Raw genomic sequence first — 21798 nt, 5'->3', positions numbered from 1 at the left:
TGCATCATGCGTGCCAATCGCGAGATGACCGGCCAAGCACTTGAATCGTCGGGAAAATCAGGATTTCTGGGCGATGCCTATCAGGCGGGCTGCCTTGTGCATTGCACAAATTATGGGCGATTGTTGGCGACATGCACATAAATCGTATGCAATCTTTTTTACCTTCGTATCCACTTTGCCTCTCGTGCTGGCGTCAGGATTAGCGTTAGAAGGGGGACGGAAAGAATTGCCGCCATGAACATCGCCGACCAGATCTATTCCGCGACCGACAGCGCCACGCAGGACCGCGCGCAAGCGATCCGCGACCAGTTGCGCGACGCCATCGTCGACCGCCGGCTGGCCCCAGGCACCAAACTGTCGGAAGGCGAGGTCGGCACGCTGTTCGATGTCAGCCGCACCGTTGCACGCGCGGCCCTGCAAATGCTGTCCTTCGAGGGCCTGGTGCGCACCGAGCGCAACCGTGGCGCCTTCGTCGCCAACCCGTCGCCAGAGGAAGCGCGCCAGGTGTTCGCCTCGCGCCGGCTGATCGAACCAGGCATTGCCATCGCCGCCTGCGGGCGCGTCACCGCCGCCGACATCGCTGCCTTCAAGGCGCAACTCGACGAGGAGGGGCGCTTCATCGCTGAGCGCGGCCCGACCGCGCGGCGTTCCGAAATCAAGGCGTCGGGCGACTTCCACCTGTTGCTCGCCGCCGTTGCCGGCAATGCCATCCTGCAGCGCTTCATGGAGGAGCTGGTGGCGCGCTCGTCATTGGTCATCGCCCTTTACGGACGGTCTGGCATATCGGCCTGTGGGCACAGCGAGCACACGGAAATTGTCGGCGCACTGGGCAGCGGCGATTGCGGGCTGGCGAGCCGGTTGATGCTGCACCACATCGATCACATCGAGGCCGATCTCGATCTGCGTGTCAGGGCCGGTCCGGCGCTCCGGGAAGCCCTCAATTTCTGAGGCCCGGAGCAAGCAAACAGATAGGGCCCCAACCCGATCCCATCGGGATGGGCCCCTAGCTTTCGTCCTCGGCCGCCGCCGCGGTTTGTCCGGCCGCCTTGCGGCGCAGCATCTTGGTCAGCTTCCAGATCGTCGGGCTGTTCTTGATGAAGGCCTTGAGCCGCGCACCTTGCCGAAGTATCAGCGCCAGCGCGCGGCCCTTGACCGTCAAGGGGATCAGCACCTCGAAATGTTGGGTTTCGAGATCGCACCACAGCCGCTTGTAAGGCTCGTCGCCGACGGAGAAATCATAGACCTCGAAACCGGTCTCGCAGGCTTCGTGGATGTTGTCGAAGAACAGGAAATCGCCGGGGCTGGTGTGGCCGAGATCGTCCTCGGCGATGGCGCCGAACTCGCAGATCAGCCGCTTGCCTGAACGGCTCGACCCGGTGATGGCGCGCAGCTTTCCGGCAACCTCGAGCCCATGCAGGACGAAGGAAGGCTCGTCCTCGGCAAGCGCTTGCGCAAACAGCGCGCGGAAGAAGCCGCGCACCTGCCCGTCGCCGAAGACGTTGGCGATGCCCATCTTGCGGAAGCGGAGCTCCTTCATCTCGAAAAAGGCATCGAGCAGCCTGCCCACCTCGTCAGCGGTGCGCGCCTCGATGCGCCGGTGGCTGCCGACAGCCTCGAACTTCCGGATCTGCGAACGGTGCTTCTTGCGCTTGCGTTTGCCGCTGGCGCGCGAAAGCAGCGCATCGAAGCCGCCGGCAAGGTCGACGGCCAGCGACAGATTGGGGCTGGCAAAATGGTCAAGCGCGGCGAGGGGATTGGCGACGCCGTCGAGATCGGGCAGCAACCGTTCCAGCGCGACGAGATCGATGTCGCGACGTGCCTTGGCGATGGCCGTCAGCATCGATCGGATGGCCGCAACATCCGCTCTTGCCAGCCAGTGCGGATCCGCGGCGACGAAGTTGCCATTGGCGTGGCGGCCACCCATGAAGCGGGCGACACGGAACGGACCGCTGGCAGTGACCTCCAGGGCCAGCGAAAAAACCGGCTTGCCTTCGGCGCTCAGCGTCGCGACGAGCAGATCCGGTTCGGCCTCAGCCGCCCAGTTCAGGATCCACGCAGCACTCTGCGGCGGCGCAAACAGGGCCGAACGGCAGAACTCGGCATAGGCCGCGAGCCCGTCCGTCGACACCACTGAAATCGGCAGGCCGGCATGGTCCCGTGGCAAGGCGCGCGACGACGCCTCGGTCGCCGCAAGCCGATTGCCGTCAAATGACGCAGCAGCGTCAACCATACCTCAATCCTTAGGGCGTATTGATCGCGATTTGGGGGTTCGCGCAGGCGCATTCCGTGCTTGGATCAGCCTAGGCGCAAAAGGTGAATGAATGATCGACGGCGGGGAGGCAATCCGGAAACTGGCGCTGAACGTCGCCCGCTATACCGGTCTCGCACCGCTGGCCAAACCATTCATCGGCGGCATTGGCGCCATCCTGATGCTGCACCGCGTGACCGCGACGCCGGAACGGCCCGACAGCGTCAACCGGCACCTCAACATTGCCCCCGGTTTCCTCGACGCCATGATCGCCGACATGAAGGCGCACGGTTATGCCTTTGTTTCCATGGACGAAGCGATTGAGCGCATCAAGGCAGGCGGCAAGGGCGGCGAGTTTGCCACCATCACCGCCGACGACGCCTATCGCGACAACATGACCGAGGCGCTGCCGGTGCTGGAGAAGCACGGCGCGCCAATCACCATCTATGTCGCGCCCGGGCTGATCAACGGCACGGCCGACCTGTGGTGGGATGTGGTTGAGGATGTCGTCAAGGCGCGTGATAGCCTCACTCTGACGCGTCCGAATGGTCCCCTGACGATCGATTGCTCGACACCTGCGAAGAAACTGCAGGCCAATGCACGCCTGCACGCCTATCTCACCTCGGAAGTCCGCGAGGAGGACCTGCAGGGGGTGTTGCGCGATCTGGCTCGCTCGAATGGCGTCGACGCCGACGGCCCGCGCCTGCGGACCTTGATGAACTGGGACGAAATCCGCCGCATCGCCGCGCATCCGCTGGTGACGATCGGCGCCCATACGATCAACCACAGCAATCTGAAGCGGCTTTCCGAAGCCGATGCCCGGCACGAGATCGGCGCCGTGCGCGGCATCTTGCAGGCCGAACTGGGCGAAAAGCCTAGCCATTTCGCCTACCCCTATGGCTATGCCAGCGCTGTCGGCTGCCGCGAAGTCGGCTTTGCCCGCGACGCCGGTTACACCTCCGCGGTGACGACACGCCACGGTGTGCTGCGCGCCGAACATGCCGGCTTCCTGCATGCCTTGCCGCGCATTTCAGTCAACGGCCGCTACCAGAGCCTCGCCCACATCCGCACCATGCTGTCGGGTGTGACGACGCCGCTCGCCAACGCCGGCAAGATGGTCGTCACCATCTGACGGTGGTGGGTTCAGCTCAGCGCTTGGCCCTCGGCTCCAGCATCAGCCATTTGATGATGCCCATCGCCGGCAGCACCCAGAGCAGGCCGCTGAGCAGGAAGAACAGGAAATGCACCCACGGGCCGGACTCTGAGAGCCGGGCGACCGCGAAGATCGATGCGACCAGCGCATAGATGATGACCAGCGCCACCAGCAGGAACATTCCGATCAGCTTTTTCAGGCGCAGGGGCATGGTTGGTCTCCTGGTCGAGGATGCCGGGCAATTCGGACAAGCCGCCCGGCAAGCTCAGGACGTTGGCCTCGCATAGGCCTTGGCGCGAAGCTGTGCAACCGGTGAGGCGCGGCGCGACGGCGTGCCGCGCCGCATGGCCTTGCCAGCACGGGTGCGATGGTCCACCAATCCGCCAAACCAACCTGCCGGGACAAGATCATGGCTGCCATACCAGCTGCCGCGCCATACGTCGCCCGCGACCGTGACCTACGCAACAGGGCGCTGCTGCGCGGCTGGCTCTATGTGGTGCTTCTGGTGCTGTTTGCGCTGGTGCTGGTCGGCGGCGCCACCAGGCTCACCGATTCCGGCCTGTCGATCACTGAATGGAAGCCGATCCACGGCGTGATCCCGCCGCTCAACGACGCCGAGTGGCAGGAGGAATTCCAGCTCTACCAGCAGATCCCGCAATATGCCGAGCTCAACAAGGGCATGAGCATCGAGGCGTTCAAGTCGATCTTCTGGTGGGAATGGGCGCACCGCATCCTGGCCCGCAGTGTCGGCCTGGTCTTTGCTCTGCCGCTGCTGTTTTTCTGGGCGACGCGCCGCGTCGAGCGCGGCCTGGGCCCGAAACTCCTGGGCATTCTCCTGCTCGGCGGCCTGCAGGGCGCCATCGGCTGGTGGATGGTGGCCTCAGGACTGGTCGATCGGGTCTCCGTCAGCCAGTATCGGCTGGCGACGCATCTGACGCTTGCCGCGCTGATCTTCACCGCGACCATGGTCGTGGCGCGAGGACTGGCGCCGCATTCCGAGCCCGCAGCCGATCGGTCGACACAGAGGTTGGCCGGCTTCATCGTGTTTTTGGCGCTGGTCCAGATCTATCTCGGCGGCCTGGTCGCCGGGCTTGATGCCGGCCTGAGCTACAACACCTGGCCGTTGATGGACGGCAAGATCATCCCGGGCGATCTGCTGATCCTCGAGCCGGCATGGCGCAACTTCTTCGAGAGCCCGAAGACGGTGCAGTTCGTCCATCGGCTCGGCGCCTATACGGTTTTCGTCGTGGCCTTGTGGCATATGATCGCCACGCGCCGGCGGCTGCCAGGCTCAACGCATGCGCGGCGCGCGACGCTGCTGTTTCTACTGGTGCTGGTGCAGGCCTCGATCGGCATCGGCACGCTGCTGATGCATGTGCCGCTGCATATGGCGCTGACCCATCAGGGGTTTGCTCTGGTCGTGCTGGGCTTTGCATCAGCCCATTGGCGCGGCACCAAGGGGGCCTATCCCTTGCCGCACGATATCGCGCTCAGGACCTGATCCCGAGCTGATCGGCCAGTCACATCCAGAATTCGCCGGTCACATCCAGAATTCGTTTGAAGATGTCGTCTTCTCGCCGTCGAATTCCGCCTGCCGCAACGCCGCGGCGGATGGAGCGGACTGACCCTGATCGGCCTTGGCTGCCTTGTCAGCGGCCTTGAGCGCATCAAGCTTGGCCTGGGCCACGGCGATATCCTGCTGCACCTGGGCGGCCTTGACCTGATCCGTGATCGCCTTGGCCTGGTCTTCCAGGTCCTGGATCTGCTTTTCGAGCGCGGCCTCCTGGGCTGCATTGCTCGACGAACTGGACGAGGAATACTGGGTTGCCTGGGAGGAACCCGAAATCGCGCTGACCATCACAAATCCCGAAGTGGAGCCGAGACCAGTCAGTAGCCTATCGTGGTGAACAAGCGGTTACCGCGCCGTTGCCTGTGCGATCAGAAGCTTGCCCGCACCGCTCGGACCGCCTCGGCGATCGACAATTCGCGATTCTCCTCGATCGCGTTGTCGTCCTCATGATGCCAGGACGCCGACAGGCATCCGTAAGCGATGGCATGGTCAAGGATCGCTGACGGTGTCTGGCCCAGCGTTTTGGCAAAAATCTCGGCCATATGTGCGATCCGCTCCTGATCAAGGCAAAGGTCATCCCGGTCGAGCGGGTTGTAGAGCATGTTCGCGGCGTCGAAGCCGGGGTCGCCGAGAACGCCCTTGGGATCGATAGTCAGCCAGCCGCGCGGCCCGTGCAGGATGTTTTCGTGATGCAGGTCACCATGCAGGGGCCTGACATCGTGCGGATTGGCCAGCAACCGGTCGGCAATGATGGCGGCCTCGACATAGAGGCTGTCATGGCCCGAATCGCGGTCGGTTGCGGCCTTCTTGAACAGGCTTGAAAACCGTTCTCTCAAGGGCTGAAGTTCGGGCGGGAAGGGGTCTTTCCCAGGCGAAAACAGCTTTGCCATCACATCGGCCGCGATTTCAGTAGCGGCGTTGTCGCCCTGTTCGTCGAGCACCTGCTGCAGCAGGGTTTCACCCGCATATTCGAGCAGCATGCTGTGGCCGTCGCGGCCGAGCAGGCGCACCGCGCCTTCGCCGCGCCGCCAGGCGAGATAATGCTCTCCGCGCAACTCGTCGGCGACATCGTCGAAAGGCTTGAGTGCCTTGACGATCGCCGGCGAGCCGTCTTCGCGCAAAACCTTCCAGATGCGGCTCGAAAAGGTCTCGGCAATGAGTTCGGCCGCGCTGACTTTCCAGCGCGCCGGAAATGCTGGCGTGTCCATCAAAGGCCGAGCATCAGGTCCATGTTCTGCACGGCGGCGCCCGAGGCACCCTTGCCGAGATTGTCATAGACCGCCAGCAGCAGGGCCTGCGCCCGTTTGTCGTTGGCGAAGACATAGACCTTCATCCGGTTGGTGCCGTTGTAGATCTCCGGATCGATCTCCGGCATGCGCTCCGAATGCGCATAGGGCGCCACCTCGACCACACCACCCTTGATGGCGGCGAAATGGTCGGCAATCGCCGCATGCAGTTCCGCACCGGTCGGCACATGGTCGAGGCCGCCAAGCTGCAAGGGCACCACGGTGATCATGCCTTGCGCGAAATTGCCGACCGCCGGCTGCATGATCGGATCATGCGACAGCCTTGCATAGGCCCTCAGTTCCGGCACGTGCTTGTGCTGCAAGGTGAGGCCGTAGGGCAGGAATTCCGAGGCGTCCTCGCCCTTGGCGACATAGTCCTCGATCATCGGCCGTCCGCCGCCCGAATAGCCCGAAATGCCGTTGACGGTGATCGGGAAATCGGCAGGCAACAACCCTGATGTGACCAGCGGCCGCAGCGTTGCGATCGGTCCCTGCGGCCAGCAGCCGGGGTTGGCTACGCGTTTTGCCGAGGCGATCGTCCTAGCCTGCGTCTTGTCCATCTCGGCGAAACCATACGCCCAGCCTTCCGCCACGCGATGCGCCGTCGACGCGTCGATGACCTTGGTTGTGTCGTTGGCGATCAGCGAAACACTCTCCTTCGCCGCATCGTCTGGCAGGCACAGGATCGCGACATCGGCGGCGTTGAGGAACTCGGCGCGTGCAGCCGTTTCCTTGCGACGCTCAGTCGGGATGGAAATGATCTCCAGATCATTGCGCTCAGCCAGCAACGCGCGGATCTGCAGGCCGGTGGTGCCGTGTTCGCCGTCGATGAAGATTTTCGGTTTCATGGATCGATCAAATTCCCTGATATTCTAGGACTATATGCCGTTGCCGTGATTCACTGCGGCACCGTTGTGATGGCCGTTGTTCAGCTCTTCAAGCCGTGCCTTTCGCTCCGCCAGCAGGCCGAGATATTGCATGGCCACCATCGAGCCGGCGATTGCCGTTATATCGGCGTGATCATAGGCCGGCGCAACCTCTACGACATCGGCGCCGACAATATCGATCTGGTTGAGCTGGCGCAGCGTCGACAGGATTTTTGCCGAGGACGGTCCGCCGGCGACCGGCGTGCCGGTTCCCGGCGCATAGGCCGGGTCGAGGCAGTCGATGTCGAAGGTGAGATAGGTCTTCTTGCCGCCGGTGCGGTCGACGATGGCGTAGGCGATATCAGACGCCCGCATCTCCTCGATTTCATGGCCGTAGAGGATCTTGATGCCGAACGTGTCGGGCGCATGGGTGCGGATGCCGATCTGGATCGAACGGTCGGGATCGATGATGCCTTCCTTGACGGCGCGGCCGACGAAGGATCCGTGGTCGATGCGCTTGCCGTCGTCCGGCCAGGTATCCTGGTGGGCATCGAACTGCACCAAAGCGAGCGGACCATGGATGGCGGCATGCGCCTTGAGGAGCGGCCAGGTGACGAAATGGTCACCGCCGAGCGTCAGCAGGAAGGCGCCCGACTTCAGGATCTTGGCCGCTTCGCGCTCGATCGTGCCGGGCGTCTTCTGGTGGTTGCCCGAGTCGAGCAGGCAATCGCCATAGTCGACGACCGCGAGATGCTCGAACAGATCGCGCGAAAACGGATATTGCGGGTCGTTGTCGAGGATCGCCGAGGCGCGGCGAATCGCCTGCGGCCCGAAACGAGCGCCTGGCCGGTTGGTGACGGCGGCGTCGAAGGGAATACCCCACACCACCGCATCCGCGCCCTTCACGTCCTTGGTGTATTTGCGCCGCATGAACGACAGCGCGCCGGAATAGGTCGGCTCGAACGCGGCGCCCGTTTTGGAACGGGCGGTGAAGGCGTTGTCGATGTTGTTGTTCGCCATTACGGATCCTCGTTTTTCATCGGGGTGCAACAACTACAGAACCGGCACGGAAGATGCCAGTCACAGCTTGGCGAGACGCCATGGCGCTGCGCGAGTGCCACGGCAAGACAGGATTTGTATCATCATGACGCAGACGGCGTTTCTCAATCCCACCCGTGCCGCGGCGTCGACCCACACCGGTACGATCGCGGGGGAACGCTTCCTGGTCCTCGATTCGTGGCGTGGCATCTGCGCGCTCCTGGTGGCGCTGTTTCACTTCCCGACCGGTTCGACGGTTTCGCAAAGCGCCTTCATCGGTTCGTCCTACCTCTTCGTCGATTTCTTCTTCGTTCTGTCCGGTTTCGTCATTGCCAGCAGCTACGGTGATCGGCTCAATCAGCCGGAACAGGTCGCGCGCTTCGCCCTGGTCCGTTTCGGCCGCATCTACCCGCTGCACCTGCTCATGCTCGCCGCCTTTGCCGGCTTCGAGCTGCTGCGGCTGATGTTGCCGCAACTGCATGGAACCGGGGCTGCTCCCTTCACCGGCGGCTTCGACCTTAGGAGCCTGCTTGCCAATCTTTTCCTGCTGCAGGGTATCGGCTTCGAGGATCAATTGACCTGGAATGCGCCAAGCTGGAGCATTTCGGCCGAGTTCTTCGCCTATCTCTTGTTTGCCGGCGTGGTCTTCGTCGCCGGCGCGCGCGCCTGGATATGGTTCGTCGCCGCCGCCGTCACCGCGCCGCTGTTCCTGCTCGGCTTCTCGACCCATCATATGGATGTGTCCTTCGATTTCGGCTTCATCCGCTGCCTGTACGGCTTCTCGCTCGGCGCCTTGCTGGCGTGGTTTCAGCATGATTCCATTGCAGGCGCGCGACAGGTCCTCGCCAGAAGCGGCCCACGAATGGACTGGACCCTTGCCGAGATCGTCATGGTGGCCGTCATCGTGCTTTTCGTTTCGCTGGCCGGCGGCAATGATTTCGGCATCGCGGCACCCCTGGTGTTCGCGCTGGCGCTGTTTCTGTTCGCCCATGAGGGCGGCTGGATCAGCGCCTTGCTGAGAGCCCCGTTCATGTTGACGCTCGGCGCGCTGTCCTACTCGATCTACATGGTCCACATCTTCGTCCAGGCACGCCTGATCAACGTCGCCGGGCTCGTCGAGCGCAAGCTCGGTCTCGGCCTGATCGGCGACTTCATGCTGCGCGGCCACCCTGCCACCGGTTTTGGCGCCGGCTGGACGGGAGCGGTGGCGATCGTCGTCATGCTCGCCGCCACCATTGCCGCCTCCTGGATCACCTGGCGTTTTGTCGAGATGCCGGCCATGGCGTGGTTCCGCCGCCTCTCGAAACGCATCTGATGCACCTGCTGCGAGTATTCCGCTAGCCGGCTTCGTTCACCTCCCTGTCACGGGCGTCGCCTATCCCGATTTCGATCCGGCAAGGAGCGATTCTCGATGCGGACCATCTGGCTGAGCCTTCTGCTTTCCGCGATCCTGGCGGCCGCCTCTGGCCAAGCCTTGGCCGGCGAGACCCGCGCCAGACAGATCCTCGACCGCTTCGAGCATGCCAACCAGTGGCGCGACCACGTCATGGTGGCCGCGCATCGCGCCGGCAGCATGCAGGCCGGCAAGACGCTTTACGCGGAAAATTCGATTGCCGCCGTCGAAGGCTCGATCGCCATGGGTGCCGAGATCGTCGAGGTCGATATCAGGCGCTCCAAGGACGGCGAGCTCGTCGTCATGCATGACAGCTGGCTCGACCGCACCACGACCTGCAAAGGCGAGGTGGTCAAGTATACGGTGGCCGAGCTGAGGACCTGTCGGCTGGTGATCGAGGGTACCCGCGCCGTCACCAACGAGAGGGTCTCGACACTGCGCGAGATGCTGATGGCGACCAGGGACAGGATCCTCATCAACCTCGACAACAAGCTCGAAGTCGGCGATCTCCCAGGCATGATCGCGGTCGCCCGCGATCTCGGCATGGCCGAGCAGGTCATCGTCAAGGAGAACCTGTGGAATTCACAGCGGATTTCCACGGTGAAGGCCGCCATGGCCGCCATCGGCGGCGGCTTCCAGTTCATGCCCATCATCGCCGATGACGCGGTGCATGATGCCGGTTTTGCCGAGACGGTCGACCATGCCTTTTCACCGCGCGCGATCGAACTGATCAACTGGCGGGCAGGCGCCGAGACGCTGACCGAGACCGGTGGACCGCTGTTCAGCACGCGCATGCGGGCCGCTGCCGTGCGGGGCAACTGGCACATCTGGGCCGACACCTACGCCATCGTCAACAAGCCGGGCGGCTTTCTCGCCGGCGGCCGCGGCGACGAGCTGGCGGTGCAGGCCAGCCTGCCGCGCGAAAGCTGGGGTTTTTGGGCCGACCGTGGCGCCACCATCATCCAGACCGACGAGCCAAAGGCGGCCATCGACTGGCTGGCGGCGAACGGTTTTCGCGTACCTTATGCCGACGAGGCGCGGCCGGCTGAGCCGGCGAATACGGCGAGTATTAATTAGGAACGCTGGCGCCGTCACCCCACCCGGCGCTACGCGCCGACCTCCCCATCAAGGGGAGGTAGGGCGCCGCACTTCACCTTCATTCGGACCGTTCCAAACGGCTGTTGGGCTTCGCGGAACACGCTGGGAAATGGCGCATTGCCGCGACCTTCTACCTCCCCTTGATGGGGAGGTCGGCGCGTAGCGCCGGGTGGGGTGATAGCCGAACCCTAACAGGCAACCCGTGCCGCGCCCTCAAGCGGCCATTGCCACCCCATCCAACTCCCCGAGCACATCGTCCGAGAGCTCCAGTTCTGCCGCACTGAGGTTCTCCCGCAAATGCCCGACCGAAGATGTCCCGGGGATCAGCAGGATATTGGGCGCGCGGCGCAGCAGCCAGGCGAGCGCGACCTGCATGGGTGTGGCGCCGAGTCGCGCTGCGACTCCCGACAGGGTGGAGGATTGCAGTGGATTGAAGCCGCCGAGCGGAAAGAACGGCACATAGGCGATGCCGTCGCGGGCAAGATCGTCGATCAGGGCATCGTCGCCACGATGCGCCAGATTGTACTGGTTCTGCACGCAGACGATCTCGGCGATCCCGCGTCCTTGCGCGATCTGCGCCGTCGTCACGTTGCTCAGGCCGATGTGCCTGACCAGCCCCTGTTGTTGAAGCCCGGCCAGCACGGTGAGCGGCGCTTCGATCGATCCTTCGGCTGGGCCATGGGTATCGAACATGATGCGCAAATTGACCAGATCGAGCACTTCGAGCCCGAGATTGCTTAGATTGTCGTGCACCGCCTGGGTCAGCGCTTCGGGCGAAAAGGCCTGCAGCCACGATCCATCCGTGCCGCGGCGGGCGCCGATCTTGGTGACGATGACGAGATCGTCCTTGTAGGGCGCCAGCGCCTCGCGGATCAGCCGGTTGGTGACGTGCGGACCGTAAAAGTCGCTGGTATCGATATGGTCGATCCCTTGCGCAACCGCCTCCCGCAGCACGGCCAATGCAGCGTCATGATCCCTCGGCGGCCCGAACACGCCGGGACCGGCGAGCTGCATGGCACCGTAGCCGAGCCGCTTCACGGTATGGCTGCCAAGGGTGAAGGTACCGGCCTGCTGAATATTGGACATGAGTGATCTCCTTTGAGGAGGCAGAGATAGGCGCTGCTCAACCTCGTGATAATCAGGTACAATCCACACAGGCTGTGCGGAATTACGGACAATGATGGACCTTAGCGATCTGAACGCCTTCGTGGCGGTGGCGCGCGCCGGCGGCTTTCGCGATGGCGCACGCGCCAGCGGCGGCAGCGCTTCAGGCTTGAGCGAGGCGGTGCGTCGCCTGGAGACACAGCTCGGCGTCAGGCTGTTCAACCGCACGACACGCAGCGTTGTCCCGACCGAGGCAGGCCTCAGCCTGCTGGAACGGCTCGGCCCGGCGCTGTCGGAGGTGGAGGCGGCGCTCGACGTGGTGAACGGCTTTCGCGACAGGCCGGCGGGGTCGTTGCGTCTCAATGTGCCGGTCAGCGCCGCGCGGCTGATCTTGCCCGACATCGTGCCGGGTTTCCTCGCCGCCTATCCCGGTATCCGGCTGGAGGTGATCGCCGACGAGAATTTTGTCGACGTGCTGGCAGCCGGCTGCGACGCCGGCATCCGCTATGACGAGCGGCTGGAACAGGACATGATCGCGGTGCCGATCGGACCGCGCGTGCAGCATTTCGCAACCGCCGCCAGCCCTGCCTATCTGGCTCGCCATGGGCGGCCGGAACACCCGAGCGACCTACTTGGCCATTCTTGCGTGCGCGGACGCTTTGCCAGCGGTGCGATGCTGCCTTGGGAATTCGAGCGCGACGGTGAGGTGGTGCGGGTCGATCCGACGGGGCCGTTGATCGTGCGGATCGGCGGGGCGACCGATCTTGCCGTCGACGCGGCCATCGCCGGCACCGGCATCATCGGCCTGTTCGAGGGCTGGCTTCGCCCTTACTTCGACAGCGGCGCGCTTGAACCCGTGCTCGAACCGTGGTGGCAAAGTTTCCCAGGACCGTTTCTCTATTATCCCGGCCGGCGCCTGGTGCCGGCCCCGCTGCGCGCGTTCATCGATTTCATCAAGGCCGGCAAGGCCTGACCTGTTTTATGCCGGCGCCATCACCCCACCCGGCGCTACGCGCCGACCTCCCCACCAAGGGGAGGTAGGGCGCCGCGCTCTTCGTTCTGGTGCCTGCCGATTTTGCCGATTTCTCGGCAAGTGGAATTGCGGCGCTCTTCTACCTCCCCTCGATGGGGAGGTCGCGCCGTAGGCGCGGGTGGGGTGACTGCCGTGCCGCAAACGACAAGCCCCAAGCAAAAGGCCGCCCGGAGGCGGCCTTTCGACGATGCAGTTGCGGAACGCTTAGCGCTTCGAGAACTGGAACGAACGACGGGCTTTCGCCTTGCCGTACTTCTTGCGCTCGACGACGCGGCTGTCGCGGGTCAGGAAGCCACCCTTCTTGAGCACGGCGCGCAGCGTCGGCTCGTAGTAGGTCAGCGCCTTGGAGATGCCGTGGCGCACGGCGCCGGCCTGGCCGGAGAGACCACCGCCGACAACGGTCGCGACGATGTCGTACTGGCCGGCGCGGTTGGAGGCGATGATCGGCTGGTTGAGGATCATCTGCAGGACCGGACGCGCGAAATAGGTCGCGAATTCCTTGTCGTTGACGATGATCTTGCCGGAACCCGGCTTCACCCAGACGCGCGCAATGGCGTTCTTGCGCTTGCCGGTGGCATAGGCGCGGCCCGACTTGTCGAGCTTCTGGACGTGGACGGGGGCCGCCGGCTGGGTGTTGGTGTTGCCGGTGGCGGCGCCCAGTTCTGCGAGCGAGGAAAGCTCAGCCATCTTATGCGACCTTCTTGTTCTTGGCGTTCAGCTTGGCCACGTCGAGCACGACGGGCTGCTGGGCGACATGCGGATGCTCGGCGCCTGCATAGACGCGCAGGTTCTTCATCTGGCGACGGCCGAGCGGGCCACGCGGGACCATGCGCTCAACGGCCTTCTCGACGACACGCTCGGGGAAACGACCCTCGAGCAGCTGGCGCGCGGTGCGCTCCTTGATGCCGCCGGGGTGGCCGGTGTGCCAGTAGTAGACCTTGTCGGTGAACTTCTTGCCGGTGAACACCACCTTGTCGGCATTGATGACGATGACGTTGTCGCCGTCGTCGACATGCGGGGTGAAGGTCGGCTTGTGCTTGCCGCGAAGATGATTGGCGATGACAGTGGCCAGACGACCGACGACGAGACCTTCGGCGTCGATCAGGATCCACTTCTTCACCACATCCGCAGGCTTCTGCGAAAAGGTTGTCATGTTTTCTGCTCTCGGTTCTGACCTTCACGAGGGAAGGCGTTTCTTGTTGCTTGGATTGGCGTAAAGCGCTTGCCCGCCGCCAATAACAAAACGGCGGCCTTTGCGGGCCGCTGCTTCGTGAGGGGCTTATAGGCGAGGGTGGATGTGGCGTCAAGGCGCACGGCAAGGCTGATAGCAGGTAAAGTGCTGCGAAAACAATAGCTTATGGAAAAGGTATTATTTTACCACATCGCCATTTCGCTTCGGCGGGATCGAATAGGTGCCGGTGGCGTGCGCCACCGTGTGCCCGTCCGGGCCGGCAACGATGTCGATGTCGAACACCATCAGGCTCTTTCCCAGCTTCAGGATGCGGCAATGGCCGTCGATCGGTCCGGCCTCGGCCTTGCGCACGAAATTGATGTCGAGGTTGACGGTAACGGAAAGCGCGTCCGGCCCGGCATGTGACAGAACGCAGACATAGCCGCCAATATCGGCCAGCGTGAACAGCGACGGGCCGGATACGGTGCCGCCGGGACGCAGGTGCCGCTCGCCGGCATTGAGCCGCACGGTGCAGCCGCCAGGGAACACGTCGATCGCCTCGAAATATTTGAACTGCTCATTGAGCTGCGGATAAACGGTTTCCATCAGCGCATTGACTTGTTGCGCGGTCAGCACCGGCTTCAGGTTGGTTTGGGCGGGCATGTCGGTCTCTCGTTTTGTGCGCACCTGTATGGGCGCAGCGCGGCATTTCTGGCAACCTTCGTCCCCTGGCGCAAGCGATGGGGTGTTGGATGAAACCCGATCCGATATTAGATAGTCTGCCAGCCCCGAGCGGAATCGCGGAGACCTATCCATGGCCGAAATCCTTGCCATCAAGCCTGCTGCCGTTGAGGGTCCGGTTGTCGCACAACTGGACAAGGGCGTGCTGCGCCTCACGCTCGCCAATCCGCCCGCCAACGCCCTGTCGCTGGCGGTGATGGCGGCGCTGACGGCGGAACTCGAGCGTGCCAGGGCCGACAAGGCCGTTCGCGTCATCGTTTTGTCGGCGGCTGGCAAGGTGTTTTGCGCCGGCCATGATCTCAAGGAAATGACCGCGCGCCGCACTGACGCCGATCATGGCAAGGCCTTCTTCGCAGAGACGTTTGCGGCTTGTGCCACACTGATGCAGGCGATCGTGCGGCATCCTTTGCCGGTGATCGCCGAAGTCGACGGCCTGGCCACCGCCGCCGGCCTGCAACTGGTCGCCAGTTGCGATTTGGCGATCGCCTCGCATGAGGCGACCTTCTGCACGCCGGGCGTCAATATCGGCCTGTTCTGCTCGACGCCGATGGTGGCGCTGTCGCGCAACGTATCGCGCAAGCACGCGATGGAGATGCTGCTGACCGGCGAGACCATCGATGCGGCGACCGCCAAGGAGTTCGGCCTGGTCAACCGTGTGGTGCCGCGCGAATACCTGAATCAGATCGTCACCAAATACGCGCAAACCATTGCTTCCAAATCATCTTTGGTGATCAAGACCGGCAAGGAAGCTTTTTACGCGCAGGCCGAGATGGGGCTGGCCGACGCCTATGCCTATACCGGCCGCATCATGGTCGAAAACATGCTCGCGCGCGACGCCGAGGAAGGCATTGGCGCGTTCATCAACAAGCGCAAGCCTGAATGGACGGACGAGTAATCGTGGAGCCGCGCATCTCCATCATAACGATCGCGACCGACGATCTCGACCGCGCGGTGCGATTCTATGAGGCAATGGGGCTCAAGCGCCATGCCGGCATTACCGATGGTGTCGCCTTCTTCCAGATGGGCGGCGTCATTCTTGGCTTGTTCCCGCGCGCCAGTGCTGAAGAGGATTCCGGCATTGCTTTCGCTGGGGCGCCGTCCGCTGTCTACCTCGCCTACAACACCCGCTCCGACGCCGAGGTCGATGAGGTGCTCGCCATGGCGGAAAAGGCCGGCGGCCGCATCGTCAAGCCGGCCGGCCGTGCCTTCTGGGGCGGCTGGTACGGTTATTTCGCCGATGCGGACGGACATGTCTGGGAAGTGGCGCACAATCCGGCCTTTCCGATCGCGAAAGACGGTACGATTTCGCTGCCTGGCTGATGGCCTATCGCAAGCAGCTGACGCGGCTCAAGGCCCCCTATCTCAAGCGCATCCTGCTTGATCCGGCGCGGGTCGAGGATTGGGAAAAATATCCCTGGAACCTGCCGCTGTTTCGCGGTCACGAGTTCGAACTCGAGTTCACCACGCCGATCACCATCATCGTCGGCGAGAACGGCACCGGCAAATCGACACTGCTCGAGGCGATCGGCGCACTGGCCGGCTATGACGAAGCCGGCGGCGGCAAAGGCTACCGGCCGGTCGACCATTCCAGCGCCATCGACAAGAGCGGTGCCGCATTGGCAAACACGTTCCGTGGCCACTGGCTGCCGAAAGTCACCGCCGGCTGGTTCTTTCGCGCTGAATCCTTTTATTCCGTGGCTCGCTATCTCGATCAGGCGGCGCTGGAAGACCCTTTCAGGCCACCGCCGCCGGATTTCCTGTCCTGGTCGCATGGCGAGGGATTTATCCGCTTTTTCGAAGAGCGCTGCCGCAGGCAGGGCATCTACATCCTTGACGAGCCTGAGAGCGCGCTGTCGCCGTCACGCCAGATCGAACTGCTCAAGATGCTGCGGCGCATGGACCAGTCGGGCACCGCGCAAGTGATCATGGCGACGCATTCGCCGCTGCTGATGGCTTGTCCCGGAGCGCGGCTGTTCCGCATCAGCCGCTTCGGGCTGGACCCGACTGATTTCAGCGATACCGATCATTTTCGCATGATGCGCGACTTCTGCACCGATCCGCAGGCCTTTATGGAGGAAGCGCTGAGGGAGGATGACGCGTGAGCGCCGGCGACGATGATCTCAACTGGCGCATCGAGCAGGCGTGCCGCGAAGGCTGGCCCGCGGCGACCGAGACGGTTGTGGATGGCTGGCTTCTGCGGCGATCGGGCGGACGCATCCGCCGCACCAATTCGGCCAATCCCCTGCGCGGCAAGCGCGGCGCGCCTGATGCTGTCATCGACGTCGCCGAGTCCTTCTACATCGGCCACGGCCAGACGCCCTTGTTTCGGGTTCCCGACATCGCTGGCGAGCTCGAAGCAGCACTCGACCATCGCGGCTACCAGCCGGAAGGCGGAACGATCCATCTCTATGCAGGGATCGGAGACCTGGCTGAAGTCCGCGACGAGCAGGTCACCGTGTCGAAGGTGCCGGACGAGGACTGGCTCGCGGCACGCTTTCGCATGGGCGCCTTTGACGACGCCGATCGCCGTATCTTTCGGCAGATGACTGGGCTGATTGTCGGTGAGCGGGCATTCGTGTCGTGTGAACGCGACAGCGAAATTGCCGCCTTGGCCTATGGTGTCGTGCGCAATGGCCTGCTTGTGGTGGAATCGGTTGAAACCGATAGCCGTTTCAGGCAGCAAGGCCTGGGCCGCAAGACCGTCGGCGGCCTCATCGACTGGGCGCGGCGGGCAGGGGCTCACGCCGCATGCTTGCAGGTGGTGGCCGACAACACGCCGGCTCGCGCCCTCTACGCCTCACTTGGGTTCAGCCGTGAACTTTACCGATACCACTACCGCAGGAAGCCGCATGAACCACGATAGCTACGACAACACTTACATCGCCGGCATCCTCAATTCGGTGAAGACCGTCGCGATGGTCGGCGCATCCGCCAACGATGTGCGACCGAGCTATTTCGTGCTGAAATATCTGCTGGCCAAGGGATTTTCGGTATTCCCGATCAACCCTGGCCAGGCCGGCAAGGAAATCCTCGGCCGGATGACCTATTCCAGGCTCGCCGATATTCCAGAGCCGATCGACATGGTTGATATTTTTCGCGCGCCAGCGGCTGTGCCTGGCATCGTCGACGAGGCGTTGCGGCTCGATCCCTTGCCGAAAGTCATCTGGATGCAGCTCGGCGTGCGCCATGACGAGGCAGCCGCGCGCGCCGAGGCCGCCGGCATCAAGGTGGTGATGAACCGCTGCCCCAAGATTGAATATGGCAAGCTGTCCGGCGAGATCGGCTGGACCGGCGTCAACTCCGGCGTGCTGTCGTCGAAGAAGCCGCTGATGCGCGCCGGATTCCAGAGTTTCGGCGTTCGCCAGAAATAGGCGAGGGGCGAAAGCGCAAAATTATTCCGGCAAACGCGGTATTTTCCTGCCGCTTCATAAAAGGTCCTGCACGGAAGGGTATTTTCTTCTTTGCATTCGAGGCCGGGCTTCGCCAAGAATGCCCGGCGAATTTCAGAAGGTTTTTCAGGGAGGTTTTCAGTGACCCGCACGCCAGGTTTCAATACGCTCGCCGTCCATGCCGGCGCCAAACCAGATCCGGCGACCGGCGCACGCGCCACGCCGATCTACCAGACGACCTCCTTCGTCTTTGACGATGCCGACCATGCCGCCTCGCTGTTCGGGCTGAAGGCCTTCGGCAACATCTACACCCGCATCATGAACCCGACGCAGGCGGTGCTGGAAGAGCGCATGGCGGCCCTTGAAGGCGGCACGGCTGCCCTTGCGGTCGCATCCGGCCATGCCGCGCAGGTGATCGTGTTCCACAATCTGATGCAGCCGGGTGACAATTTCGTCGCCGCCAACAAGCTCTATGGCGGTTCGATCAACCAGTTCGGCCACGCCTTCAAGAATTATGGCTGGGAGGTGCGCTGGGCCGACACCAATGACATCTCGACTTTCGAAAGCCAAATCGACGACAGGACCAAGGCGATCTTCATCGAGAGCCTCGCCAATCCGGGCGGGACCTTCGTCGACATCGAGAAGATCGGCGACATCGCGCGCAGGCATGGCCTGCCGCTGATCGTCGACAACACGCTGGCCTCGCCCTACCTGATCCGGCCGATCGAGCATGGCGCCGACATCGTCGTGCATTCGCTGACCAAGTTCATTGGCGGCCATGGCAATTCGATCGGCGGCGCCATCGTCGATGGCGGCACCTTCGACTGGTCGAAATCGGGCAAGTATCCGATGCTGTCGGAACCGCGCCCCGAATATGGCGGCCTCGTCCTGCACGAAACCTTCGGCAATTTCGCTTTCGCCATTGCCGCGCGCGTGCTCGGCCTGCGCGATCTCGGCCCGGCGATCTCGCCGTTCAACGCCTTCCTCATCCTGACCGGCCTGGAAACCTTGCCGCTGCGCATGCAGCGCCACTGCGACAACGCGGTCACGGTTGCCGCCTGGCTGTCCAATCATCCCAAGGTCGCGTCGGTGAATTACCCGGGCCTGCCCAGCGACAAGAACAATGCGCTGCAGAAGAAGTACTCACCACTTGGCGCCGGCGCCGTGTTCACCTTCGCTCTCAAGGGCGGCTATGACGCCGGCGTGAAATTCGTCGAGGCGCTCGAACTGTTCTCGCACCTCGCCAATGTCGGCGACACCAAGTCGCTGGTCATCCACCCGGCCTCGACCACGCACCGCCAGCTTTCCGACGAGCAGAAGGTCAAGGCCGGCGCGGGACCGGACACGGTGCGGCTGTCGATCGGCATCGAGGATGTCAACGACATCGTCGCCGACCTCGAACAGGCACTCGCCAAAGTCTGATCTTTTTACCCTCCCCCAAGGGATCCCAAGTGGGGAGGGTCGGCGCACAGCGCCGGGGTGGGGGTGAGCCGGCGCGAAGCCGGCTCTTTTCATGGAGGCAAGCCTTGTCCGCGCACTACCTGACAATAGCGACTGACGGCGTCGAGCCTGAATCTGGCGCGCCGGCGCCGGATCGGCTGATCTCGGGCGATCCGAAATTCCACACCTGGAATGTCGAGGAGCGCGACGGCGGCCTCTATGCCGGCATCTGGGAATCGACACCCGGCAAATGGCGCATCGTCTATGACGAGTGGGAGTTCTGCCACATCCTGTCCGGCGTTTCGGTGATCGCGGAGGACGGTGGGCAGGCGCGCACCGTCAAGGCCGGCGACAGCTTTGTGCTGAGGCCCGGCTTCAAGGGAAGCTGGGAAGTGCTTGAAACGACTCGCAAGGAATATGTGATCAAGCTCTGAACGGATCAGACGACGCGATCGATATCGCTGTCCGAAAATCCGTATCGCGCCATCATCGGCCGGTGCCAGTCGCTGCCCAGCAACGCTTCAAGGCAGGAATCGATACGCCGGAGCAGGGCGCTGTTGCCCTTGGCGATCGCGAAGGCGCCGGCCGACGGCTGCTTTTCAACCCGGGGAACCTCGACAAGCCCAAGCGGGATATCGGGCCGCTGCGCCAGATAGCCTCGATGCGCCATCGCGACGCTGGCATAGGCGTGCACCGTGCCGTCGGCGACAGCCTGTGCCGCATCCGCCTGGGTAGCAAACATCCTGACCTGCTCAGGCGCGATTCCGTTGTGCAACGCCGTTAGATGCTGAACCTGATCGGTTATGACGCCGATCAACGCCCTCCGGTCCTCGGCGATGGATTGGTAGCCGCGAAAGCCGCGCGGATTGTCTTTCGCGACCAGCAACCCGTCCTGCAATGCCCAGATCGGCCGTGTGAAGTCGACAAGCTGCCTGCGCTCTTCTGAGACGAACAGGCCGGTCGTCATGGTCCAGCGGCCCTCGACCAAGCCTGGCAGCAGTTCAGCGAATTCGGTTTCGATTGGCTCGAAACTCGCCAATCCGAGCATGGCGCCGAGGCGGCGCGCAAGCTCGACGTCGCAGCCGGAAACCTCGCCCGATGTGCCGATGAAGCAGAATGGCGGCTCCTCCAGGAAGGCGAATTTCAACTCGGTCATGTCAGGCAAAGCATCGCCGTCCTATTTTGCTGGAAACTGGCTGAGGCAGGCTTCCGACGCCTTGTCGTGAAAGGCCAGGATGTCGACATCCTGTGCCTCGATATCCGCGTCGGAGATCTCGTCGCGATAATACTGTGCCATGAGATCGAGCCCCTCCTGGCTGATGCCTTGCGTCGGCATCTCGCGGGCAAGGCAGCCGCACAGGCTGAGCGCACGATCCGGTGAGCCGATTTTGTGGTTGGAGAGGATAAAGGTCTGTGCCGGACAGGCATCGAGAAAGTCGACGAAATTCAGCCTCTGTTGCGGCTGGTCGCCATGATTGAAATAGGCTGGCGGCCATTGGCTCTTGCCGCTGGCGACATCGCAGCCGGTGCCGACATCCTTGGCGTTGTTCTGGACGGCCAGCAACGCGGTCCACTTCTCACCCGTCGGATATTCGAAGTTTTCTGCCAGCGACGCGGTGTACATGTCGAGATCGGCCTGACTGAAGCTGGTTACCTGAAACCGGTTGAGCTGGCATTGGCATTCGGTGTTTACGCGTTCCGCTTCGCCTTCCGCCGGTTGCTCGTTGGATTTGCTTTTCTGGCAAGCGGCCAGGAAGGCCGCGCCGTCGAGCGACGAAGCTGGAAAGCTGGAGGCGTCTAGATAGCGCTTGCCGTCCCAACCGATCGTCATCTGGTCGGACTGGATGTCGAGAAAACCGTTCCGCTTGAAGGCGCTGAGCCCGATCTTGTCCTGCGGCACCAGCCTAGCACCCGGAATGTCGCCGAGAACCTCCTGATAGCTGTCGCCTTCCAGGACAAACAGGAAGTTGCCGCAGTTGACGCCATCACAGCCGGGCGCATAGCGATAGGCGAAAATCTCCGGAAAACCGTCAAGGTTGAGATCGACCTCGATGGCAAACGATGTCAGCGGTAGGCCTTTCGACCCGGTCTGCCGCTCCAGCAGGACCGTCGCCATTTTCTGGGCGATGGCCGTGCTGTTTTCCCACGGGATGTTTTCCGGCTGCTGCTGCGCGGCCGCGATCTCAGGGAATGCGCACGCCAGCGCCAGGGCGAACACTATCGCCCGTATCGAAAACAGTCTCATCTCGCAGCCCCAGGCCCGCGATC

General features: G+C 63.2%; 25 protein-coding genes. 13 read left to right on the top strand and 12 right to left on the bottom strand.

Annotated features, from left to right (window positions below):
- The first annotated feature begins 234 nt into the window (after positions 1-234).
- Positions 235-948, top strand: coding sequence for a GntR family transcriptional regulator (locus HB777_15625; protein ID QND65184.1), 714 nt, complete (start codon positions 235-237; stop codon positions 946-948).
- Positions 949-1003: 55 nt separating this feature from the next.
- Here HB777_15625 and HB777_15620 read toward each other — a convergent pair whose 3' ends face one another.
- Entirely contained in the window at positions 1004-2230 is a 1227-nt protein-coding gene (locus HB777_15620; GenBank protein QND65183.1) for a GNAT family N-acetyltransferase, read from the bottom strand.
- A gap of 91 nt (positions 2231-2321) precedes the next feature.
- Here HB777_15620 and HB777_15615 point away from each other — a divergent pair, with 91 nt between their 5' ends.
- Positions 2322-3380 carry a polysaccharide deacetylase family protein gene (locus HB777_15615; protein QND65182.1) on the top strand — a complete coding sequence of 353 codons (1059 nt, stop codon included), beginning with the start codon at positions 2322-2324 and terminating at the stop codon, positions 3378-3380.
- Between the two features lie 16 nt (positions 3381-3396).
- Here the strand turns inward: HB777_15615 and HB777_15610 are convergent, their stop codons facing one another.
- On the bottom strand, positions 3397-3612 hold the full coding sequence (locus tag HB777_15610; protein ID QND65181.1) for a DUF2842 domain-containing protein: 216 nt from the start codon (positions 3610-3612) through the stop codon (positions 3397-3399).
- A gap of 156 nt (positions 3613-3768) precedes the next feature.
- Between HB777_15610 and HB777_15605 the strand changes: the two genes are divergently transcribed.
- Positions 3769-4902, top strand: coding sequence for a heme A synthase (locus HB777_15605; GenBank protein ID QND65180.1), 1134 nt, complete (start codon positions 3769-3771; stop codon positions 4900-4902).
- 39 nt (positions 4903-4941) lie between these two features.
- Here HB777_15605 and HB777_15600 read toward each other — a convergent pair whose 3' ends face one another.
- From HB777_15600 to speB, 4 genes are all read right to left on the bottom strand, one after another.
- Positions 4942-5259 (bottom strand): hypothetical protein, encoded by a 318-nt coding sequence (locus tag HB777_15600; protein ID QND65179.1) that lies wholly within the window; start codon positions 5257-5259, stop codon positions 4942-4944.
- Between the two features lie 80 nt (positions 5260-5339).
- The gene (locus HB777_15595) at positions 5340-6179 is read right to left on the bottom strand and encodes a phosphotransferase (GenBank protein QND65178.1); all 840 of its coding nucleotides are present in this window, start codon (positions 6177-6179) and stop codon (positions 5340-5342) included.
- A complete protein-coding gene (gene argC / locus HB777_15590) occupies positions 6179-7105 on the bottom strand; it encodes an N-acetyl-gamma-glutamyl-phosphate reductase (protein QND65177.1) in 927 nt (308 codons plus the stop codon). Before argC ends, HB777_15595 begins: the two co-directional genes overlap by 1 nt.
- A gap of 30 nt (positions 7106-7135) precedes the next feature.
- Positions 7136-8143 (bottom strand): agmatinase, encoded by a 1008-nt coding sequence (gene speB / locus HB777_15585; protein ID QND65176.1) that lies wholly within the window; start codon positions 8141-8143, stop codon positions 7136-7138.
- 124 nt (positions 8144-8267) lie between these two features.
- Between speB and HB777_15580 the strand changes: the two genes are divergently transcribed.
- Positions 8268-9476: an acyltransferase gene (locus HB777_15580; GenBank protein QND65175.1), complete on the top strand. Its 1209-nt coding sequence runs from the start codon at positions 8268-8270 to the stop codon at positions 9474-9476.
- A gap of 96 nt (positions 9477-9572) precedes the next feature.
- Entirely contained in the window at positions 9573-10631 is a 1059-nt protein-coding gene (locus HB777_15575; GenBank protein QND65174.1) for a glycerophosphodiester phosphodiesterase family protein, read from the top strand.
- Positions 10632-10865: 234 nt separating this feature from the next.
- Here the strand turns inward: HB777_15575 and HB777_15570 are convergent, their stop codons facing one another.
- Entirely contained in the window at positions 10866-11738 is an 873-nt protein-coding gene (locus HB777_15570) for an aldo/keto reductase family oxidoreductase (protein QND65173.1), read from the bottom strand.
- Between the two features lie 91 nt (positions 11739-11829).
- Here HB777_15570 and HB777_15565 point away from each other — a divergent pair, with 91 nt between their 5' ends.
- Positions 11830-12729: a LysR family transcriptional regulator gene (locus HB777_15565; protein QND65172.1), complete on the top strand. Its 900-nt coding sequence runs from the start codon at positions 11830-11832 to the stop codon at positions 12727-12729.
- A gap of 264 nt (positions 12730-12993) precedes the next feature.
- Here HB777_15565 and rpsI read toward each other — a convergent pair whose 3' ends face one another.
- The 3 genes from rpsI to HB777_15550 form a co-directional block, all read right to left on the bottom strand.
- Positions 12994-13476, bottom strand: a complete 483-nt coding sequence (rpsI, locus tag HB777_15560) for a 30S ribosomal protein S9 (GenBank protein ID QND65171.1) — start codon at positions 13474-13476, stop codon at positions 12994-12996.
- Between the two features lies 1 nt (position 13477).
- A complete protein-coding gene (gene rplM, locus HB777_15555; GenBank protein QND65170.1) occupies positions 13478-13942 on the bottom strand; it encodes a 50S ribosomal protein L13 in 465 nt (154 codons plus the stop codon).
- Positions 13943-14158: 216 nt separating this feature from the next.
- The gene (locus HB777_15550; GenBank protein QND65169.1) at positions 14159-14623 is read right to left on the bottom strand and encodes a PaaI family thioesterase; all 465 of its coding nucleotides are present in this window, start codon (positions 14621-14623) and stop codon (positions 14159-14161) included.
- Between the two features lie 151 nt (positions 14624-14774).
- Here HB777_15550 and HB777_15545 point away from each other — a divergent pair, with 151 nt between their 5' ends.
- The 7 genes from HB777_15545 to HB777_15515 all read left to right on the top strand — a co-directional run bounded on the left by HB777_15545 (position 14775) and on the right by HB777_15515 (position 19964).
- The gene (locus tag HB777_15545; GenBank protein QND65168.1) at positions 14775-15596 is read left to right on the top strand and encodes an enoyl-CoA hydratase; all 822 of its coding nucleotides are present in this window, start codon (positions 14775-14777) and stop codon (positions 15594-15596) included.
- Between the two features lie 2 nt (positions 15597-15598).
- Positions 15599-16021 (top strand): VOC family protein, encoded by a 423-nt coding sequence (locus HB777_15540; GenBank protein ID QND68784.1) that lies wholly within the window; start codon positions 15599-15601, stop codon positions 16019-16021.
- Positions 16021-16803, top strand: a complete 783-nt coding sequence (locus HB777_15535) for an AAA family ATPase (GenBank protein ID QND65167.1) — start codon at positions 16021-16023, stop codon at positions 16801-16803. The genes HB777_15540 and HB777_15535 overlap by 1 nt, the downstream gene beginning before the upstream one ends.
- A complete protein-coding gene (locus HB777_15530) occupies positions 16800-17564 on the top strand; it encodes a GNAT family N-acetyltransferase (protein ID QND65166.1) in 765 nt (254 codons plus the stop codon). The genes HB777_15535 and HB777_15530 overlap by 4 nt, the downstream gene beginning before the upstream one ends.
- Positions 17551-18072, top strand: coding sequence for a CoA-binding protein (locus tag HB777_15525; protein ID QND65165.1), 522 nt, complete (start codon positions 17551-17553; stop codon positions 18070-18072). The genes HB777_15530 and HB777_15525 overlap by 14 nt, the downstream gene beginning before the upstream one ends.
- Before the next feature lie 159 nt (positions 18073-18231).
- On the top strand, positions 18232-19512 hold the full coding sequence (locus tag HB777_15520) for an O-acetylhomoserine aminocarboxypropyltransferase (protein ID QND65164.1): 1281 nt from the start codon (positions 18232-18234) through the stop codon (positions 19510-19512).
- Positions 19513-19616: 104 nt separating this feature from the next.
- On the top strand, positions 19617-19964 hold the full coding sequence (locus HB777_15515) for a cupin domain-containing protein (GenBank protein ID QND65163.1): 348 nt from the start codon (positions 19617-19619) through the stop codon (positions 19962-19964).
- 5 nt (positions 19965-19969) lie between these two features.
- Here the strand turns inward: HB777_15515 and HB777_15510 are convergent, their stop codons facing one another.
- Complete coding sequence (locus HB777_15510; protein ID QND65162.1) at positions 19970-20686, bottom strand: transporter substrate-binding domain-containing protein; 717 nt, start codon at positions 20684-20686, stop codon at positions 19970-19972.
- A gap of 21 nt (positions 20687-20707) precedes the next feature.
- Complete coding sequence (locus HB777_15505) at positions 20708-21775, bottom strand: hypothetical protein (GenBank protein ID QND65161.1); 1068 nt, start codon at positions 21773-21775, stop codon at positions 20708-20710.
- Positions 21776-21798: the final 23 nt, after the last annotated feature.

This window comes from Mesorhizobium loti (assembly GCA_014189435.1).
In the GTDB taxonomy this organism is placed as follows: Bacteria; Pseudomonadota; Alphaproteobacteria; order Rhizobiales; family Rhizobiaceae; genus Mesorhizobium; species Mesorhizobium loti_G.
Note: the sequence above shows the minus strand (reverse complement) of the source record. Positions and strands in the feature narration are given on the sequence as shown.

What these genes read in the sequence shown, in the direction of transcription:
- HB777_15625 (QND65184.1), top strand. Translation starts at nt 235, where the DNA reads ATGAACATCGCCGACCAGATCTATTCCGCGACCGACAGCGCCACGCAG.
- HB777_15620 (QND65183.1), bottom strand. Translation starts at nt 2,230, where the DNA reads ATGGTTGACGCTGCTGCGTCATTTGACGGCAATCGGCTTGCGGCGACC.
- HB777_15615 (QND65182.1), top strand. Translation starts at nt 2,322, where the DNA reads ATGATCGACGGCGGGGAGGCAATCCGGAAACTGGCGCTGAACGTCGCC.
- HB777_15610 (QND65181.1), bottom strand. Translation starts at nt 3,612, where the DNA reads ATGCCCCTGCGCCTGAAAAAGCTGATCGGAATGTTCCTGCTGGTGGCG.
- HB777_15605 (QND65180.1), top strand. Translation starts at nt 3,769, where the DNA reads ATGGTCCACCAATCCGCCAAACCAACCTGCCGGGACAAGATCATGGCT.
- HB777_15600 (QND65179.1), bottom strand. Translation starts at nt 5,259, where the DNA reads ATGGTCAGCGCGATTTCGGGTTCCTCCCAGGCAACCCAGTATTCCTCG.
- HB777_15595 (QND65178.1), bottom strand. Translation starts at nt 6,179, where the DNA reads ATGGACACGCCAGCATTTCCGGCGCGCTGGAAAGTCAGCGCGGCCGAA.
- argC (QND65177.1), bottom strand. Translation starts at nt 7,105, where the DNA reads ATGAAACCGAAAATCTTCATCGACGGCGAACACGGCACCACCGGCCTG.
- speB (QND65176.1), bottom strand. Translation starts at nt 8,143, where the DNA reads ATGGCGAACAACAACATCGACAACGCCTTCACCGCCCGTTCCAAAACG.
- HB777_15580 (QND65175.1), top strand. Translation starts at nt 8,268, where the DNA reads ATGACGCAGACGGCGTTTCTCAATCCCACCCGTGCCGCGGCGTCGACC.
- HB777_15575 (QND65174.1), top strand. Translation starts at nt 9,573, where the DNA reads ATGCGGACCATCTGGCTGAGCCTTCTGCTTTCCGCGATCCTGGCGGCC.
- HB777_15570 (QND65173.1), bottom strand. Translation starts at nt 11,738, where the DNA reads ATGTCCAATATTCAGCAGGCCGGTACCTTCACCCTTGGCAGCCATACC.
- HB777_15565 (QND65172.1), top strand. Translation starts at nt 11,830, where the DNA reads ATGATGGACCTTAGCGATCTGAACGCCTTCGTGGCGGTGGCGCGCGCC.
- rpsI (QND65171.1), bottom strand. Translation starts at nt 13,476, where the DNA reads ATGGCTGAGCTTTCCTCGCTCGCAGAACTGGGCGCCGCCACCGGCAAC.
- rplM (QND65170.1), bottom strand. Translation starts at nt 13,942, where the DNA reads ATGACAACCTTTTCGCAGAAGCCTGCGGATGTGGTGAAGAAGTGGATC.
- HB777_15550 (QND65169.1), bottom strand. Translation starts at nt 14,623, where the DNA reads ATGCCCGCCCAAACCAACCTGAAGCCGGTGCTGACCGCGCAACAAGTC.
- HB777_15545 (QND65168.1), top strand. Translation starts at nt 14,775, where the DNA reads ATGGCCGAAATCCTTGCCATCAAGCCTGCTGCCGTTGAGGGTCCGGTT.
- HB777_15535 (QND65167.1), top strand. Translation starts at nt 16,021, where the DNA reads ATGGCCTATCGCAAGCAGCTGACGCGGCTCAAGGCCCCCTATCTCAAG.
- HB777_15525 (QND65165.1), top strand. Translation starts at nt 17,551, where the DNA reads ATGAACCACGATAGCTACGACAACACTTACATCGCCGGCATCCTCAAT.
- HB777_15510 (QND65162.1), bottom strand. Translation starts at nt 20,686, where the DNA reads ATGACCGAGTTGAAATTCGCCTTCCTGGAGGAGCCGCCATTCTGCTTC.
- HB777_15505 (QND65161.1), bottom strand. Translation starts at nt 21,775, where the DNA reads ATGAGACTGTTTTCGATACGGGCGATAGTGTTCGCCCTGGCGCTGGCG.